The sequence below is a fragment of the Sinobaca sp. H24 genome, assembly GCF_023845525.1.
In genome coordinates this window covers 1-14,763 of sequence record NZ_JALBWT010000044.1, presented here as the reverse complement: position 1 = coordinate 14,763, position 14,763 = coordinate 1, and the positions used below count along the sequence as shown (strand labels likewise).

Here is a 14,763-nt window from a genome sequence, read left to right as displayed (position 1 = left end):
ATGGCTGATCACGTCGATATGACTAAAGGCCTTCCTTCCAATCCGGAAAAAGCAACACTGGAAGGAAGAAATAAGTTTTTAGGCTTTTGGATTTTTCTAAGCGGGGAAACAATCATGTTTGCTACTTTCTTTGGAGCTTTTCTCGGCTTAAGAGAGGGAACTGCAGGAGGGCCGACAGCAGAAGAATTATTCCAGCTTCCGCTTGTATTTATTATGACGATGCTCTTGTTAACGAGCTCACTCACAAGCGTTCTGGCTATGTATGCGATGAAACGTAATAATTTTAAAAGCATGATGATCTGGATGACTACTACCGTAGTACTTGGTATGGCATTTCTTGGTTTAGAAATCTATGAGTTTGTGGAATATGTACATCATGGGCTCGGTTATACAACAAGCGCTTTCGGATCTTCCTTTTATACGCTTGTCGGCCTGCACGGTGCCCACGTCGTATTTGGACTTGCCTGGATCAGCACACTGCTTATACGCTATGCTAGAACCGGGATCACTTTAACGAATGCTCCAAAATTTTATCTGGCCAGTCTATACTGGCACTTTATAGACGTTGTATGGGTATTTATATTCACTGTCGTTTATCTTATGGGAATAGGGGGAGCTTAATGTGGCAAATGAGTTATCCAAACCATTCGAAAAAAGCGCACTGTCTGAAGAAGACCTGCATAAGATGAATAAAGAAAAAAAAGTACAGATTACGTCATTTGCTTTTATGATTTTTCTGACGTTTCTGGCATTTATTGCAGTCGCTACGGAAATGATTGAACCAACCTTTGCTGTGCCGTTTATTCTTGTATTAGCAGGGATTCAATTTTTTCTACAGCTTTTTTACTTCATGCATTTGAAAGACAAAGGCCATGAATGGGCGAATACATTTATTATTACCGGCGTAGTGCTTTCTACTCCAGCTCTGATTGCGTTAACGTTTCTTCTGGGCATGACAAAATACTAAAAGGAAACAGCCTTTCGCTTGAGGAAGGCTGTTTCTTTATATCGTGTTCACTGATTTGTTAGAGATTAAACGTAAGCGACAGCTGATTTCCTGTATAATGGGGGACAGATAAATAGAGAAATGGGGGAGAAGATGAGTAAATCTTCAAATCAACTATCGCAGCAATCAAAAACTTCATCGGATAAGAGTCATGTGGCTATAGTAGTGACACTTACTATTGTTATTAATGGTCTGGTTACCCTGCTGTTTTTTATGGAGGGCCTGGGTGGAGATATAGAAGCGTTTGATTTAACGATTCTGCCAATGATGAATGCTATATTTAACAGCTTTACAACCGTCTTTTTATTCACAGCGCTGTTTTTTATTTTGAAAAAAAATATTACAATGCACAAACGGTTTATCTACGCCGCGTTTTCCTCTACCGGTTTATTTCTGGTAACATATGTTACGTACCATGCCCTGGCTGAATCTACCGCTTATGGCGGTACAGGAGCTATAGCAGGTATATATTATTTTATTTTAATTTCCCATATCATTCTGGCCATTATCATTGTGCCGCTTGCTATATGGACGTTTTTAAAAGGAATCACCTCTCAGGTTGAAAAACATCGGAAAATTGCAAGGTGGACGATGCCTCTTTGGCTGTATGTTAGTATAACAGGAGTTATTGTATACTTGATGATCTCTCCTTATTATTAAATAACAAGCAAATGGACTGCTCAGGTGAGCAGTCCATTTTTGTTATGCTAAATTTTAAAGTCGAGTTTAATGAGGCCCGCTTCTCTTGCGGAAGAAAAAGCAATAACCGCGAGAGGTCCCACAATGAAACCGATAACGCCAAGAAGAGAAAGGCCGATATACAAGGATATCAATGTGGCCAAAGGAGAGAGGCCGATGTGATGGCCCATCACTTTAGGTTCTACGGTACGGCGGATAATCAGCAGAATAATTCCTAAAACCAGCAGCTGCGTGCCCAGCACCACATCACCGGATAAATACTGGAAAATAGCCCACGGGGCAAGGATAGCAATGGAGCCAATTATAGGGATAAAATCAACTACCCATATAATGAGGGCCATAACCAGGGCAACTTCGGGAACAATAAAGTACAGCCCGATGTAGGTTACAATTACGATAATAAGGCTGACTAAAAACTGGGCTTTAAAAAAGCCGATGATTACTTTACCAAGACGGGAAGTCATAAAATGAACTTTTTGAGCTGTTTCTACTTTCATAAAAGAATACATTTTTCTGCTTAGGCGCGGTAGATCCATCATAAACAAGAACAATGCAATTAAATAAACAATAAATGAAACGAGATAGCCTGGAATAGAAGCAACAATTCCTGTAACGGTATTCAAAATCGGCCATCTGTAAAAATATCACGAAAATTATTGAGCATGTCCGTAACCTGGGCATTTATTTCGTTAATGACATCTGGAGGGAGATTCATTCTCTCATAGGTATTTTCAATAGAAATCTGCATGTCATTCCAAGAGCGATTTACCTCAGCTATGTAGCCCGGCAGATTTTCCACAAACAAAATAGCTTGTGTTACAACCTGAGTAATAATTAAATAACCAGCGATCCCAAGAGAAATTAAAAACAAAATGAATACAACGGTTACAGCAATAGAACGCCGCCACTTAGCTTTTTCATTTAACAGCCTGACAAGAGGCGAGAGAGCAAGAGCTGTGAGTAATGCGAGAATAATCGGTCCGGAAACCGGCAGAATAAAAATTAAAGCAACGATAAGTATAAGGACGGATAAAAAACGAATCATATTCTTTTTCGTAAGAAACGATGACACAGCTGTACCCCTTTCAGACATACGGACAAGATAGTATATCATCCAGTATATAGGATATCCCAGAAGAGAACAAAATATTTATCCCAAAAATACAAAAAAGAAGCTGAACCCAGCTTCTTTTTAAACTTTTGCTTTAAGGATCTCCCAGACTCCTTTTGTTTTGTCCCTGCATTTTTGAATGATTTTTTCCGGGAACTCTTCATCATATTCTATTCCATGTGGATAGTAATCTTCCAAAATAGGGTGTGAGTATTTCAACGACTGTATCTTCATCCGGAATATCTCCCTCTATTGCATAAGCCGGGATACGCAGGTAATACGTCGCATCATCGGTACGGTCAAAAAATTTGTAATCAAACGTTACGCGTTCGTAATCCCATTGACCGGCATGAATAAATCCTGCTTCTTTAATGATTCTATGTAGCCTGCCAAATGTAATCTGAGTACCCTCGAATTCATAATCTGTGATTTGCATGTGCTCCGCCCCTATTTATACATATAGTCTTATCTTAATATTAAAATAAAGCGTTTGCAATGGGGATATGGAATTTCATGAGCTAAGCCAGAAAATCAATAACATAAAACGTACCAGTACCGAAAGCAATAGTTTGATCGTTTTCATCTTTTATGGTGGAAGTTAAAAACAGCGTTTTTGAGCTCTGTGATATAACTTCCGTGCGGCAGTATAAATAATTTCCTTTTCCTGGCTTTAAGTAATTTACTTTAATTTCCAGTGTGACCGCCGCTTTTTCAGCGGGTGTGGAGTGGTTGGCCAAGGTGCCCATGCATGTATCCATTAGAGTCGCGGTTACTCCGCCATGGACAATCTCCAGAGGGTTTTGTATCCCTTTATGAATCGGAATACGCATCTGATAGCTTCCATCTTCATTCCATTTGCCTTCCGCCTGGAGCCAGCCGCTCACGTAAGAAGGATGATCTCCTGCATGCTTTTGTTTAAGACCGTTTAAAAACTGCTGCAGCACTTCTTTTTCTTCGGCTGTTGCGGATTGTAAAAATTCCTGAATATCTGTTGATAATGTTTTTGTATCTGTCATATTGGATCCTTTCTTCATGCTTGGATAGTTATATTGTAGCAAGCAAGCTGAAAGCATGCCAATTAATTCTTCAAACAAAGCCTTGTTCCATGTTATACTCCGGGTAGGAGGTGCCATAATGAACAGTACTGCTTATACGTCGACACCAGCTGACTTATTAACAGCATCAGAGGAGCTGACAGCTTTGTTATTTACCTCTGATATTTATATAGCTTACACGACAGCGAAGGCTGAAATGGAAGCCGATAAAGAAGCACGCAGTCTTATTTCTGAATTTACCGGATGGAAGGATCGTTACGAGGAAGTCCAGCGTTTCGGAAAATATCATCCGGATTATAAATTAGTTTCTAAGGAAATCCGGCTGAAAAAACGGGAGATGGATGTTCATCCAACGGTAACGGCTTTTAAAAAAGCAGAAAAGGATTTAGAGACCCTTTTAAATGATATATCCGGTGAAATAGCGGGGCGGTTTCTCCTAATATTAAGGTGCCTACCGGCAACCCATTTTTCGACAATGCGTCCTGTGGAACCGGTGGATGCGGGTCCGGTGGTTCCTGCGGATGCAGCGCGTAGACCAACTGCCTGATTAATACTCTGTTTTTCATATAGAACTTTTCTTTATTATAGAAATAGCCGCCAGGGGGGAACCTTATGTTCAACGGGAGTATCGAATATCAGACAGTAGTAAAAGCATCCAGAATTGATGTTTGGAATTTTTTTCAGGATTCGAAGGCCTTGGAAGAATTAACGGATTTTCCTAAAGTTTCCGTATTATCGGATGGAACGTCTAATGCCGGAGAATCAGTAGAAATTCAAATAACAGCGGGTCCTATTAAGTGTAACTGGGTGTCCGCTATTACGGAAAGCAAGCAGGAAGAGTACTTTGTAGATGAAGGAAAAGATATTCCATTTCCCTTAATTAAGTGGAAGCACACTCACTCTTTTCAATCGCTGGGCGATGGAGAGCTGACAGGTATAACAGATCACGTGGAATTCGAAAGTTATGCCCCGTCACTATTTATAAAAGCGGGCTTATATAATATGTTTAAAGATAGAGAAAAAGCACTTCAGAAACAATTCAAATAATAAAGTAAAAGAGTCATCCAAATGGATGACTCTTTTATTTTATGCTGAAAACTCATTATGTTTATCCTTTTTCGAAGTAACGGTGAATTAAAGCAAGAATAGATCGTCTTGTTAAAATACCGACAAAAGAGTGATCATGATCTTCAATGCAGACAAATGGATGATTAATAGAAAGCATCAATGCTTTGCCGAATGTTTCATCTTTGTGCATGCGGGGAACCTTAGCAGACATAACGTCTTTTACTTTATAGTCATGCAGGCGTTCCATTTCAATACGTTCAATACCAAGAATAGAATCGAGAATGTGAGCTTTACTGATCTGACCCTGAACCCGATAGGATTTATCGAGAACGGGGATAGCAGTATAACCCGATTTGATTAAAATAAGTAACGCATGATCTAAAGGGTTTTCAAGCTGTACATGTGCGACTTTCTCATCTGACACAATAAGCTGTTTTATTTCGTTATCCATGATTTGGCTGTTTTTTAATGTTTGCATGTGTTCATCACTTTCTTTCTGTAGGCGCTGCCGCGCCGGAAGTTTCAATTAACACCTCAGCACAAAGGGTGGCATGTGGAATAGAGTTGCGGAACATATTCCTCTTTAATCGTATGCTCAAAAAATAGGAAAGTCAAGAAAATATTGTAAGCGTTACACAAAGCAAAAACGGATAATGCCGCCACTTACATATACCCCTTTGCTTTTATATTTAATCCAAAATATGTTTATTTCCGCAGGTTAAAAGCAGCATTTAACTGGCCGCGCAGCATTTTATCACGTAGTTCGGAATTTTTCATTTTCTTTTGTTCCATCCTGCGTATTTCAAAGGTCTGCATACCATCTTCCATCTTATCAGCTATGTCAATCAAGCGTTCCACATCGCCAAAAGAATATTTCCTCGTACCTCCGGAAGATCGTTCCGGGAAAATCAGCTTTCTTTCTTCATAATATCTGATTTTTCTCTCCGACAAACCTGTAAGTTCGCTAATGACTCCTATTGTAATGACTTTTTTGTCTTTGTAGTTTGAAGACATCTACAAGCGCCCCTTTTTCTCTATTGTTTCTAACAACATATCATAAAATCTCACACAGTAAATGTACATTGTTAGATTTTCTTACATGATTGACGTTCTTTTCTGCTCTGCATACGCTATACTATAAAGATGGTTAGAAAGAAAAAAGTATGGGAAAACAATTTAGTCTTCAGCGCATGCAGAATGTTCTTCAGAATATATACAATATTTGATGCCTTAGGCAAAAGAACACTTGTAAGAGCGTCTGAGCGCTTTAAACCCGGCGTCAGCAGTGTAAATGTCCTTTGTGGCAGGATACTATTTGTGATAAGCTAATATTTGTGAAATTTTCAGAATTCAGATCAAAGGAAACTATTTACTTGGGAGATGTGAACGGATGAATGTAGCAAAATTTGGGGGATCCTCTCTTGCAGATGCAGGGCAGATCAAAAAAGTAGCATCAATTATTACGGCAGATACAGATAGAAAAATAATTGTCGTTTCTGCACCAGGAAAAAGAAGCGGAGAAGATACGAAAGTAACGGATCTGCTCATCCATTTAGGCGACACGGCTCTGGCTGGAAAAGATACAGCGGAGGCTCTTTATAATGTGGTTGAGCGGTTTCGTTCGATAACAGAAGAGCTGAGGCTTTCCGAAGATATGCTTACCATCATTGAAAAAGATCTGCAGGAAAGAGTCGATTACAAAAAAGACAATCCCGGCCGTTTTCTTGATCAAATGAAAGCAGCGGGAGAGGACAATAATGCAAAAGTGATTGCCGGCTATCTGCAAAGTCTGGGAATCGTGTCAGAATACATAAATCCGGCAGAGGCCGGTCTCTATGTCAGCGACACACCTGGAAACGCGCAGGTGCTCCCGGAATCCTATGATAACCTGTACAAGCTGCGGGAACGTAAAGGAATTCTAATATTTCCCGGCTTTTTTGGTTACTCTAAACAAGGCGAACTGGTTACATTTTCCAGAGGAGGGTCAGACATAACGGGATCCATCGTTGCAGCCGGTATCAAAGCAGACTTATACGAAAACTTTACTGATGTAGACAGCGTATTCGCAGCAAATCCAAATGTGGTTAAAGATCCTGTTGCTATTAAAAGGATGACATACAGAGAAATGCGCGAACTGTCTTACGCCGGTTTTGCAGTATTTCATGATGAGGCCTTAATTCCTGCCTTTCAAAAATCGATTCCAGTTTGTGTGAAAAATACAAACAATCCTAAAACAAGCGGAACGATGATTATTTCGGAAAGGGAGTATGCATTGAATCCGGTTATTGGCATTGCAGCGGATAAAGGCTTCAGTACCTTGTATGTGCGAAAATATCTAATGAACAGAGAAGTAGGGTTTGGACGCAGGCTATTGTCTATTATCGAAGACGAGGGGATCTCCTACGAGCATATTCCTTCCGGTATTGATGATACTTCCGTTATTTTGGACAACAGCCAGCTGACTGCAGCTAGTGAGGAAAAAATTATCCAGCGCATAACAGAAGAGCTTGGAGCAGACGATGTGTACTTTGAAAAAGGTCTGGCTATGATCATGCTTGTTGGAGAAGGTATGCATGAAACAGTTGGTATTGCTGCAAGAGCAACGAAGGCGTTAATGGAGAAAAAAATCAATATTGAAATGATTAACCAGGGCTCATCAGAGGTCTCACTTTCTTTTGGTATTAAAGAAGGCCAGGTTGATGATGCGATTAGAGGTTTGTATGAAGAGTTTTTCAGTACAAAAGAAGTATTGCAGTAAGAAGTAAAAAGACAGGAGCCGATTAATTTATCGGTTCCTGTCTTTTTGCTGTTCTGTAATCAGTTGTTTAAGTTCCTGTATTTCTTTTTGCAGTTCTTTTGTGGTCACTTCAGGTCCGTTAGCTGCTTCTTTTTCCATATTATCGGCCTTTTCGACGTTACTGACAATGACTCCGATAAAAAGGTTAAAGATAATAAATGTGCCAATCAGCACGAAGCTGACAAAATAAAACCAGGACATTGGTGCCTGCTCGAGGACAGGTCTCATGACGCCGCTGGCCCACGATTCAAGTGTGACTACTTGAAACAGGGTTAAAAGAGTCAGCTGCAGATTGCCAAAATATTCCGGTTCGATATCCTGATAAAGCATCGTGCCGATAACAGCATAAATGTAAAAGAAAATACTCATCAAGAACATAATGTTACCGAGCGAAGGAATCGTTAACAGCAGCGCATCCACGAGCCGCTTAAGCGATGGTATAATAGAAATAGCACGGAGAACACGAAGCACACGCAGAATTCGCAGCACTGTAACAAAATGGGCGCCGGCAAAGATGTGACCGGCAAAGACAATTAAAAAGTCAAACCAGTTCCATGGATTTTTAAAAAATCGATAGGATGGTTTAAAGGCAATAATCCGGAGAATAATCTCGACAGTAAAAATCCAAAGCAGTATCCGATCCGCTATGTAAAACCAATGTTGATTATCCTGATAAACAGCTGGATATGTTTCAATGCCTACTAAAGCAGCGTTAATTAAAATAATAACCATAATCGTATTAATAAAAATTGGACTTTCGACAAGCACAGCTAGTTTATCCCGCCATGTCCGGCGCGGCTTTGATTCTTTCATAAATCCAAAAACTCCCTTTATCCTCTATTAATGACTGTTGTCGATTTATCAGCGGGTGATAGTAATATAAACACAACTATCTAATTGTACTAAAACACAGATAGCATGGAAAGATTTCTTTCTCGAGTACATTGGATTGAGGTAAGCTTTACGGGGGTATAGAACAAAGTAGAAAAAGGGGATGAGAGCAGATGAAAAATATGATATTATAGGCTATAGGCAGCGGGGCAGCGAGTGCCCATGCTGGTTTGGAAGCGAAAGGTATTAAGACCATGGTTCTGGAAAAAGCAGAGGGGTTGGAGGCCGCATGGCAACCCGGCGGATTGGCGAAGGGCGTGCAGACCACGGGGCTCAGTTTATGACAGCCAGAAGCACGCAAATGAAACAGCTCATCCAGGAATGGGAAAAAAAACGGCTGGGGAATGGAACAAAGGCTTTGCCCGTGCAGAAAATATAGAAGACCGAAAAATAAGCGATAATGGCGGAGATGGACATCCCCGCTATGCAGGAGTAGATGGTATGTCTCCTTTCGTAAAAAGGCTTTGGAAAGGAAAAAATATACATACTTCCCACCGCGTACAGACGATTAAGCCGGGAAAAGAAGGCTGGATTGTAGAAGGAGAAGCAGGAGACATTTTTCTTTTTCAGCAGAAGGGGTTCTAGTCACCGCACCTATGCCGCAGACGCTGGCGCTCTTTCCGGATTTTCCGGGTTCTTCTAAAGATAAGAAAGCAATGGAAGAGCTTACCTACGAGAAAAGCATTGGATTAATGATTACTTATACCGGAGAAACAAAAATTCCTGATACCGGCGGCATTCAGTGGGAAAAAGGCGATATTGCGTTTGCCGGATGTAACTACAAAAAAGGTATATCCAAAGAAAAGCTGCTGACCATTCATGCCAGCGGGGACTGGTCGGATGCTCATTGGGAGAAAGCGGATGATACGCTGCAGAACGCTCTTCTCGAAAAAATCGACTGGCTTCTGGATGGGGCGGAAATACAAGATGTACAAGTAAAAAAATGGCGGTATGCCAAGCCTAATGTACTTTTTCCTGAAAGAAGTATAAGCTGGAATTCTCCGATACCTGTAGCATTTGCCGGAGATATTTTCAAAGAAGGCAAAGTAGAAGGGGCTATCTTATCAGGAAAACATGCGGCTGAACATTTATCTCTCTAAAATAAAAAGCCTGCTGAAGATATGTCTTCAGCAGGCTTTTGGTTTATTTAAAAGGCGTGGCGGCAGAGTTCCCCAATTCTTTGGATCGTTCAATAGCCCGCATAATACTAGCAGTGAAATGCTCCTGTACATGATGCTGTTCGAGCACTTCAAAAGCAGCTTCTGTCGTACCGGCGGGACTCATAATTTCTTTATATAATTCTTTTGACGTTTTCTCAGTATGCTGCAGCCGCAGAGCTGCCCCGAAAAAAGTTTGTATAATAAGCTCTTTTGCTTCATCTTCATGGAGTCCGGCCTGTCTCCCCGCATTTTCCATAGCCTCCACCATATAATACAAATAGGCAGGACCGCTGCCGGCAATGCCGGTAACGGCATCCATTTTTTCTTCAGCCAGCTCGGTTACCGTGCCGATGGAACGAAAAAGGGCAGCCACAATCTTTGCGTCTGTTGACGATGCATAAGATCCTAGAGAGATTGCTGTAGCGGATGCTCCAACTTTAGCAGAAGTGTTAGGCATCGCCCGTATAACCGGCGGATGAATCGCGAAGAGGTTTTCCATATACATAGTAGAAATACCTGCCATGACAGAGACGATAATTTGTTCGTTTGACAATTTATGACGAATGGACTGTATCGCATCTTCTGCATGCCGGGGCTTCATGGCCAGTATGATTACAGAAGCTTCTATTGTGTTTGTGTCTTTTAACTGGAAGGATTGGATCCCATATTCTTTTTCCAGACGGAGAAGTTTGTCTTTGTCCGAATGGTTGGTTACTGAAATTTGATCAGGTTTTACGAGTTCTTTTCGGATCAGACCTCCGATGATGGCTTCTGCCATCGCTCCTGCTCCAATAAAAGCAAACGTTTGGTTCGTAAGCATAAGCGCCTCCTATTCTTTTATCTGTCCAGTACCCTGAATAATATATTTATAAGACGTCAGCGCTTTAAGTCCCATTGGGCCGCGGGCATGAAGCTTTTGAGTGCTGATACCGATTTCTGCACCGAAGCCAAATTCAAAGCCGTCCGTAAATCGAGTGGAGGCGTTGTGATAAAGAGCCGCTGCATCAATGGCGGTAAAAAATGCCAGCTTATTTTCTTCGTTTTCAGTTATGATCGACTCAGAGTGAGTGGTGCCATACGTTTGGATATGGGAAATTCCTTCTTCTGCACTGTTAATGCACTTCATGGAAACAATATAATCGAGGTATTCCTCCGCCCAGTCGGACTCCTCAGCAGCTTTAATATCGGAATGAAGCGCCTGAATTCTCTCATCTCCCCGGATTTCAACTCCTGCCAGTAGAAGCTCTTCAATTAATTCTTTTCCATTTTCCTGCAGCCAGTTTTCGTGTACAAGAATGGTTTCGCAGGCGTTGCAGACAGAAGGACGCTGTGTCTTTGCATTAATGGCGATATCGATGGCCATTTTTTTATCGGCAGATTCGTCGATCAAAACGTGACAGTTTCCAACACCTGTCTCTAAAACGGGAATGGAGGACTGTTCAACGACGGTTTGTATAAGACCGGCGCCGCCGCGTGGAATCAGTACATCAAGATACTTATTCATTTTAAACATTTCTGAGGCCCCTTCACGTGACGTGTCTTCTGCCAGCTGAATAGAGTCAGGAGAAAGGGAGTATTTCGCCATGCCGGCGTGAATAGCATCAATAATTGCCTGGTTGGAGTGGTAGGCAGAGGAACTCCCGCGGAGCAGCACGGCATTTCCGGTTTTTACTGCTAAAGCAGTTGCATCTGCTGTTACATTAGGCCTGGCTTCATAAATAATACCGATAGCGCCGAGCGGCACCCGTATCTTCTTTATTTCGAGTCCGTTGGGACGATCCCATGCTTCTATTTCTTCTCCGATAGGGTCAGGGAGGGCAGCAACGTCGCGAAATCCGTCCGCCATTGTTTTAATGCGCTCCTCTGTTAAACGCAGCCTGTCCAGGAGAGCCTCGGTGAATCCTTTCTCCATTCCAGCCTCTATGTCTCTCTGGTTGGCCTCCATTATGGTAAGCGTGTGTTCTTCCAAAGACAAAGCCAGCTCATTTAATACGTTGTTCTTGCGGGCAGCGTTCAGTAAAGCAAGTTCACCGGCTGCCTGTTTTACTTTTTGGCCCTGTTCTGTCATTTTACTCATTTACTTCATCTCCTTCATAGCAACCCAATCATCGCGGTGGATGACTTCAGCTTTGATCGTTTTTGTGAAAGCTGCAGCTTCCGAACTTGATTTCCCTTTAATATCTGCTAATTCAGCAGAAGACATATTGACCTGGCCCTTGCCGATAAGCGTTCCTTTTTCATCAACAACCTGAACGACCGCGCCGCTGCCGAATGTGCCTTTAATTAACTTGATACCTGCCGGCAGAAGGCTCCTCCCATTTTGAAGAAGAGCTCGTTTTGCACCGCCGTCCACAACGAGTTCCCCGGTTGGGAGGGAGTGCAGGGCAAGCCACTGCTGTTTTGATTTCAACGTAAACTGACCGGGATAGCCAATGTACGTGCCGTTTCCTTTTCCATCGATAATATCTGTAAGTTTATTCGGACCTGATCCAGTTCCGATAAATATACGCAGACCCAGCTGCAATGCCGTTTGTGCAGCGAGAAGTTTTGATTTCATTCCGCCGGTTCCAACGAGGCTGCCGCTTCCGCCGGCTCCAATGAGAAGCTCATCCGTGATTTCAGAAAGAAAGTGATATTTCTTGGCTGAAGGATTGTCTTTTGGGTGCGAATCATAAAGTCCGTCTACATCGGTAAGAATAAATAAATCATCTGCCTGGCACAGTCCTCCTACAAGAGCCGACAACATATCGTTGTCGCCAAAAGTAAGCTCATCCACCATAATAGAATCATTTTCATTAATAATAGGGAGCACCTGGCGCTGAAGAAGTTCAGAAAGCGTATTATATGCATTTTGATATTGTGGCCGGTTGGAGAAATTATCACGCGTCAGCAGCAGCTGGCCTGTCGAAATTCCGTACGAATGAAATTCCTTTGTATAGGCTTCCATGAGGAGTCCCTGACCTACCGCAGCAGCTGCCTGCTTGCCGGCAAGCTTTACAGGACGGGAGGGATAGCCCAGCTGGCCGAATCCTGCAGCCACCGCTCCAGACGAAACGAGAATGACCTGATGGCCTTTTTCCCGGAGTGCTGCAATGGCTGACACGTGTTCTGTTAATTTTTTTTCACTCAGCCTGCCATTTGGAGTAGTCAGCGAACTGCTTCCAATTTTGACGACAATTCGTTCCTTTTTCATGTGGCCTCTTCTCTCCATTCCCTTTATCTGTTAATACAAAAAAGCCTCCATCCTAATAAAGGACGGAGACGTATAATCCGCGGTGCCACCTTCGTTGAAAAGCGGTAAATACAGCTTTTCCACTTGGAACTTTAACGCAGTTAACGATCAGGCTTTGGGCCTGACAGCTCCAGAGCAGGTTCATAAAAGAGATGTTACAGCGCCTCTCAGCCAATGAGCGCCATTTTCTGTACGACATCCTGCTTTTATTACTATTCTCCTTCGACACTGTTTCTCTTTTTTTTGATTCGGGATGATACAATAGTTGTTCATATTATGTTTCATAGACGCAGAGTTGTCAAGCAAATTAAAGACACTCGTGAAGGCCGGGAATATACAGTTAAAAATACACAGAAAGGGAGATGAAATGATGACAATTGGAAAAACAGTAGTAATTACGGGAGCTGGAAGCGGGCTTGGGCGATGGATCAGTATTGAAAGCGCGAAGCGCGGTTACTCTCCCATTCTGGTAGGGCGCTCTGGAGAAAAGCTGAGAGCTGTTCAGCGTGAACTGGTGGATCTTGGAATCAGCTCAGATATAGAAACGGCTGATATTAGGAATCACGAGGATAATAAAAGAGCAGCCGAAGCGATTTTAAATCGCACAAAAAAAATTGATGTACTTATTAACAATGCCGGGTTTGGATATTTCGCCGAAGCGGAGAACCTTTCTTATGATAGCGCCAGGGAAATTATGGAAGTGAACCTGCTCGGCTTAATCGATTGGACCAGCTTGTTTCTGCCGTATTTAAAACAGCAGCAGAGCGGTCGTATTATTAATATCGGTTCTATGGCCGGGAAGCTGGCAACCCCTAAAGCCTCTGCTTATGCTGCAAGTAAGGCTGGTGTTATTGCTTATTCAAATGCGCTCCGAATGGAAGTGAAACCGCACCGGATATCTGTGATGACGGTAAATACCGGGCCGGTTAAAACCCCGTTTTCGAATAAAGCCGATCCAACTGGAAAGTATGAAAAATCGGTGAGCAGGCTTGCGATTCGCCCTGAAAAGCTTGCACGTACTATTGTAAAAAACATAGATGGCAGGGCAAGAGAAATAAATCTGCCTGGTTACATGAACAAAGCAGCCCTGCTGTACAGCCTGTTTCCAAAAACGGTAGAACAGCTGGGCAGAAAACAGTTCATGAAAAAGTAAGCATGGAGTGACTGGTCATGTGCGCTCTTCTTTATAAAAATGGGAGCCTGTAATCGATTCATACACATGAATGCCGCTCATTGTAACTGCCATTGTGCTGCCTCCCGGAAACACGGAATCGCCGCACATCCACAGGCCGGGCAGTTTTGTACGATGAGAAAGGCTGTTGAAAAGTGCATACCGGCTTGTCTGGGGAAAGCCTCCCACCATGCCGTCCGGCCGATGTATATAATGCTCCCACGCATGAGGGGCACCGGGTAGCAGGGAAGTAAGAGCGTCAGACCAGCCTGTCTGTGATAAAAGAATGTGTTTCAATTCTTCGAGGGTCTGCCGCTTCTGCTCGTCATAAGTGGCTCTATTTTTCCAGCGGTCGGGATCGGTATGTGTGGAAATAGTAAAGGTTCGTTCCCGTCCCGGAGCTCTGAGTGTATCCTCTTCTTCGGATAAGGAAACAAACATATGCTCTTTTTCAAAAGCATTTTCCGGTCCCCACATAATCTGCTGAAACAATGGGGCATCGGAGGGCGCTTCTGTCAGCGTGCCATACATAGAAAAAGCGCTCCAGATCGAAGTGCGGCTTCTTTTCTGCCA

The 14,763-nt window shown here is 42.6% G+C and carries 18 protein-coding genes, 2 pseudogenes and 1 other annotated feature; of the genes and pseudogenes, 9 read left to right on the top strand and 11 right to left on the bottom strand.

Annotated features, from left to right (window positions below; all coding sequences use genetic code 11):
- The 3 genes from MMY81_RS29515 (at nt 1) to MMY81_RS29505 (ending at nt 1,666) form a co-directional block, all read left to right on the top strand.
- Nucleotides 1-621, top strand: coding sequence for a cytochrome (ubi)quinol oxidase subunit III (locus MMY81_RS29515; protein WP_252315644.1), 621 nt, complete (start codon nt 1-3; stop codon nt 619-621).
- A 1-nt stretch (nt 622) separates the two neighbouring features.
- The gene (locus tag MMY81_RS29510; RefSeq protein WP_252315643.1) at nt 623-967 is read left to right on the top strand and encodes a cytochrome C oxidase subunit IV family protein; all 345 of its coding nucleotides are present in this window, start codon (nt 623-625) and stop codon (nt 965-967) included.
- 132 nt (nt 968-1,099) lie between these two features.
- On the top strand, nt 1,100-1,666 hold the full coding sequence (locus tag MMY81_RS29505; RefSeq protein ID WP_252315642.1) for a DUF420 domain-containing protein: 567 nt from the start codon (nt 1,100-1,102) through the stop codon (nt 1,664-1,666).
- Between the two features lie 47 nt (nt 1,667-1,713).
- On the opposite strand, the gene ytvI is transcribed toward MMY81_RS29505, so the two are convergent.
- From ytvI to MMY81_RS29490, 4 genes are all read right to left on the bottom strand, one after another.
- Nucleotides 1,714-2,328, bottom strand: a complete 615-nt coding sequence (gene ytvI, locus MMY81_RS34685; protein WP_308215524.1) for a sporulation integral membrane protein YtvI — start codon at nt 2,326-2,328, stop codon at nt 1,714-1,716.
- Nucleotides 2,325-2,777, bottom strand: a complete 453-nt coding sequence (locus MMY81_RS34680) for an AI-2E family transporter (RefSeq protein WP_308215523.1) — start codon at nt 2,775-2,777, stop codon at nt 2,325-2,327. The genes ytvI and MMY81_RS34680 overlap by 4 nt, the downstream gene beginning before the upstream one ends.
- Before the next feature lie 202 nt (nt 2,778-2,979).
- A complete protein-coding gene (locus tag MMY81_RS29495; protein WP_308215522.1) occupies nt 2,980-3,252 on the bottom strand; it encodes a YugN family protein in 273 nt (90 codons plus the stop codon).
- An 82-nt stretch (nt 3,253-3,334) separates the two neighbouring features.
- Nucleotides 3,335-3,832 carry a PaaI family thioesterase gene (locus MMY81_RS29490; RefSeq protein ID WP_252315641.1) on the bottom strand — a complete coding sequence of 166 codons (498 nt, stop codon included), beginning with the start codon at nt 3,830-3,832 and terminating at the stop codon, nt 3,335-3,337.
- A gap of 118 nt (nt 3,833-3,950) precedes the next feature.
- Between MMY81_RS29490 and MMY81_RS29485 the strand changes: the two are divergent.
- Nucleotides 3,951-4,405, top strand: a pseudogene (locus MMY81_RS29485) (YlbF/YmcA family competence regulator).
- A gap of 78 nt (nt 4,406-4,483) precedes the next feature.
- Complete coding sequence (locus MMY81_RS29480) at nt 4,484-4,918, top strand: SRPBCC family protein (RefSeq protein ID WP_252315640.1); 435 nt, start codon at nt 4,484-4,486, stop codon at nt 4,916-4,918.
- Between the two features lie 61 nt (nt 4,919-4,979).
- Here MMY81_RS29480 and cbpB read toward each other — a convergent pair whose 3' ends face one another.
- Nucleotides 4,980-5,417 carry a cyclic-di-AMP-binding protein CbpB gene (gene cbpB / locus MMY81_RS29475; protein WP_252315639.1) on the bottom strand — a complete coding sequence of 146 codons (438 nt, stop codon included), beginning with the start codon at nt 5,415-5,417 and terminating at the stop codon, nt 4,980-4,982.
- A gap of 227 nt (nt 5,418-5,644) precedes the next feature.
- Nucleotides 5,645-5,953, bottom strand: coding sequence for a MerR family transcriptional regulator (locus MMY81_RS29470; protein WP_120192354.1), 309 nt, complete (start codon nt 5,951-5,953; stop codon nt 5,645-5,647).
- 376 nt (nt 5,954-6,329) lie between these two features.
- Here MMY81_RS29470 and MMY81_RS29465 point away from each other — a divergent pair, with 376 nt between their 5' ends.
- Nucleotides 6,330-7,697: an aspartate kinase gene (locus MMY81_RS29465; protein ID WP_252315638.1), complete on the top strand. Its 1,368-nt coding sequence runs from the start codon at nt 6,330-6,332 to the stop codon at nt 7,695-7,697.
- Between the two features lie 27 nt (nt 7,698-7,724).
- Here the strand turns inward: MMY81_RS29465 and MMY81_RS29460 are convergent, their stop codons facing one another.
- Nucleotides 7,725-8,549 (bottom strand): ion transporter, encoded by an 825-nt coding sequence (locus MMY81_RS29460; RefSeq protein ID WP_252315637.1) that lies wholly within the window; start codon nt 8,547-8,549, stop codon nt 7,725-7,727.
- 399 nt (nt 8,550-8,948) lie between these two features.
- On the opposite strand from MMY81_RS29460, the gene MMY81_RS29455 reads away from it, so the two are divergent.
- Both MMY81_RS29455 and MMY81_RS29450 read left to right on the top strand, forming a co-directional pair.
- Nucleotides 8,949-9,212 (top strand): hypothetical protein, encoded by a 264-nt coding sequence (locus MMY81_RS29455; RefSeq protein WP_252315636.1) that lies wholly within the window; start codon nt 8,949-8,951, stop codon nt 9,210-9,212.
- A gap of 11 nt (nt 9,213-9,223) precedes the next feature.
- Nucleotides 9,224-9,727, top strand: a complete 504-nt coding sequence (locus tag MMY81_RS29450) for an NAD(P)/FAD-dependent oxidoreductase (protein WP_252315635.1) — start codon at nt 9,224-9,226, stop codon at nt 9,725-9,727.
- A 43-nt stretch (nt 9,728-9,770) separates the two neighbouring features.
- Here the strand turns inward: MMY81_RS29450 and proC are convergent, their stop codons facing one another.
- From proC to proB, 3 genes are read right to left on the bottom strand one after another with little or no spacing between them, the layout of a single operon-like run.
- A complete protein-coding gene (gene proC, locus MMY81_RS29445) occupies nt 9,771-10,607 on the bottom strand; it encodes a pyrroline-5-carboxylate reductase (RefSeq protein WP_252315634.1) in 837 nt (278 codons plus the stop codon).
- Between the two features lie 9 nt (nt 10,608-10,616).
- Nucleotides 10,617-11,864, bottom strand: a complete 1,248-nt coding sequence (locus MMY81_RS29440) for a glutamate-5-semialdehyde dehydrogenase (protein WP_252315633.1) — start codon at nt 11,862-11,864, stop codon at nt 10,617-10,619.
- A complete protein-coding gene (proB, locus tag MMY81_RS29435; protein ID WP_252315632.1) occupies nt 11,865-12,980 on the bottom strand; it encodes a glutamate 5-kinase in 1,116 nt (371 codons plus the stop codon). It abuts the gene before it with no gap.
- 55 nt (nt 12,981-13,035) lie between these two features.
- Nucleotides 13,036-13,254: a binding site (T-box leader), on the bottom strand.
- A gap of 132 nt (nt 13,255-13,386) precedes the next feature.
- Between proB and MMY81_RS29430 the strand changes: the two genes are divergently transcribed.
- Nucleotides 13,387-14,172, top strand: coding sequence for an SDR family NAD(P)-dependent oxidoreductase (locus tag MMY81_RS29430; protein WP_252315631.1), 786 nt, complete (start codon nt 13,387-13,389; stop codon nt 14,170-14,172).
- Nucleotides 14,173-14,187: 15 nt separating this feature from the next.
- Here MMY81_RS29430 and MMY81_RS29425 read toward each other — a convergent pair.
- A pseudogene (locus MMY81_RS29425) lies at nt 14,188-14,763 on the bottom strand (FAD-dependent oxidoreductase); the annotation flags it as partial.

Coding starts and splice junctions, on each gene's coding strand:
- MMY81_RS29515 (WP_252315644.1), top strand. CDS start 1: ATGGCTGATCACGTCGATATGACTAAAGGCCTTCCTTCCAATCCGGAA.
- MMY81_RS29505 (WP_252315642.1), top strand. CDS start 1,100: ATGAGTAAATCTTCAAATCAACTATCGCAGCAATCAAAAACTTCATCG.
- MMY81_RS29495 (WP_308215522.1), bottom strand. CDS start 3,252: ATGCAAATCACAGATTATGAATTCGAGGGTACTCAGATTACATTTGGC.
- MMY81_RS29490 (WP_252315641.1), bottom strand. CDS start 3,832: ATGACAGATACAAAAACATTATCAACAGATATTCAGGAATTTTTACAA.
- MMY81_RS29480 (WP_252315640.1), top strand. CDS start 4,484: ATGTTCAACGGGAGTATCGAATATCAGACAGTAGTAAAAGCATCCAGA.
- cbpB (WP_252315639.1), bottom strand. CDS start 5,417: ATGCAAACATTAAAAAACAGCCAAATCATGGATAACGAAATAAAACAG.
- MMY81_RS29470 (WP_120192354.1), bottom strand. CDS start 5,953: ATGTCTTCAAACTACAAAGACAAAAAAGTCATTACAATAGGAGTCATT.
- MMY81_RS29465 (WP_252315638.1), top strand. CDS start 6,330: ATGAATGTAGCAAAATTTGGGGGATCCTCTCTTGCAGATGCAGGGCAG.
- MMY81_RS29460 (WP_252315637.1), bottom strand. CDS start 8,549: ATGAAAGAATCAAAGCCGCGCCGGACATGGCGGGATAAACTAGCTGTG.
- MMY81_RS29455 (WP_252315636.1), top strand. CDS start 8,949: ATGGGAAAAAAAACGGCTGGGGAATGGAACAAAGGCTTTGCCCGTGCA.
- MMY81_RS29450 (WP_252315635.1), top strand. CDS start 9,224: ATGCCGCAGACGCTGGCGCTCTTTCCGGATTTTCCGGGTTCTTCTAAA.
- proC (WP_252315634.1), bottom strand. CDS start 10,607: ATGCTTACGAACCAAACGTTTGCTTTTATTGGAGCAGGAGCGATGGCA.
- MMY81_RS29440 (WP_252315633.1), bottom strand. CDS start 11,864: ATGAGTAAAATGACAGAACAGGGCCAAAAAGTAAAACAGGCAGCCGGT.
- proB (WP_252315632.1), bottom strand. CDS start 12,980: ATGAAAAAGGAACGAATTGTCGTCAAAATTGGAAGCAGTTCGCTGACT.
- MMY81_RS29430 (WP_252315631.1), top strand. CDS start 13,387: ATGATGACAATTGGAAAAACAGTAGTAATTACGGGAGCTGGAAGCGGG.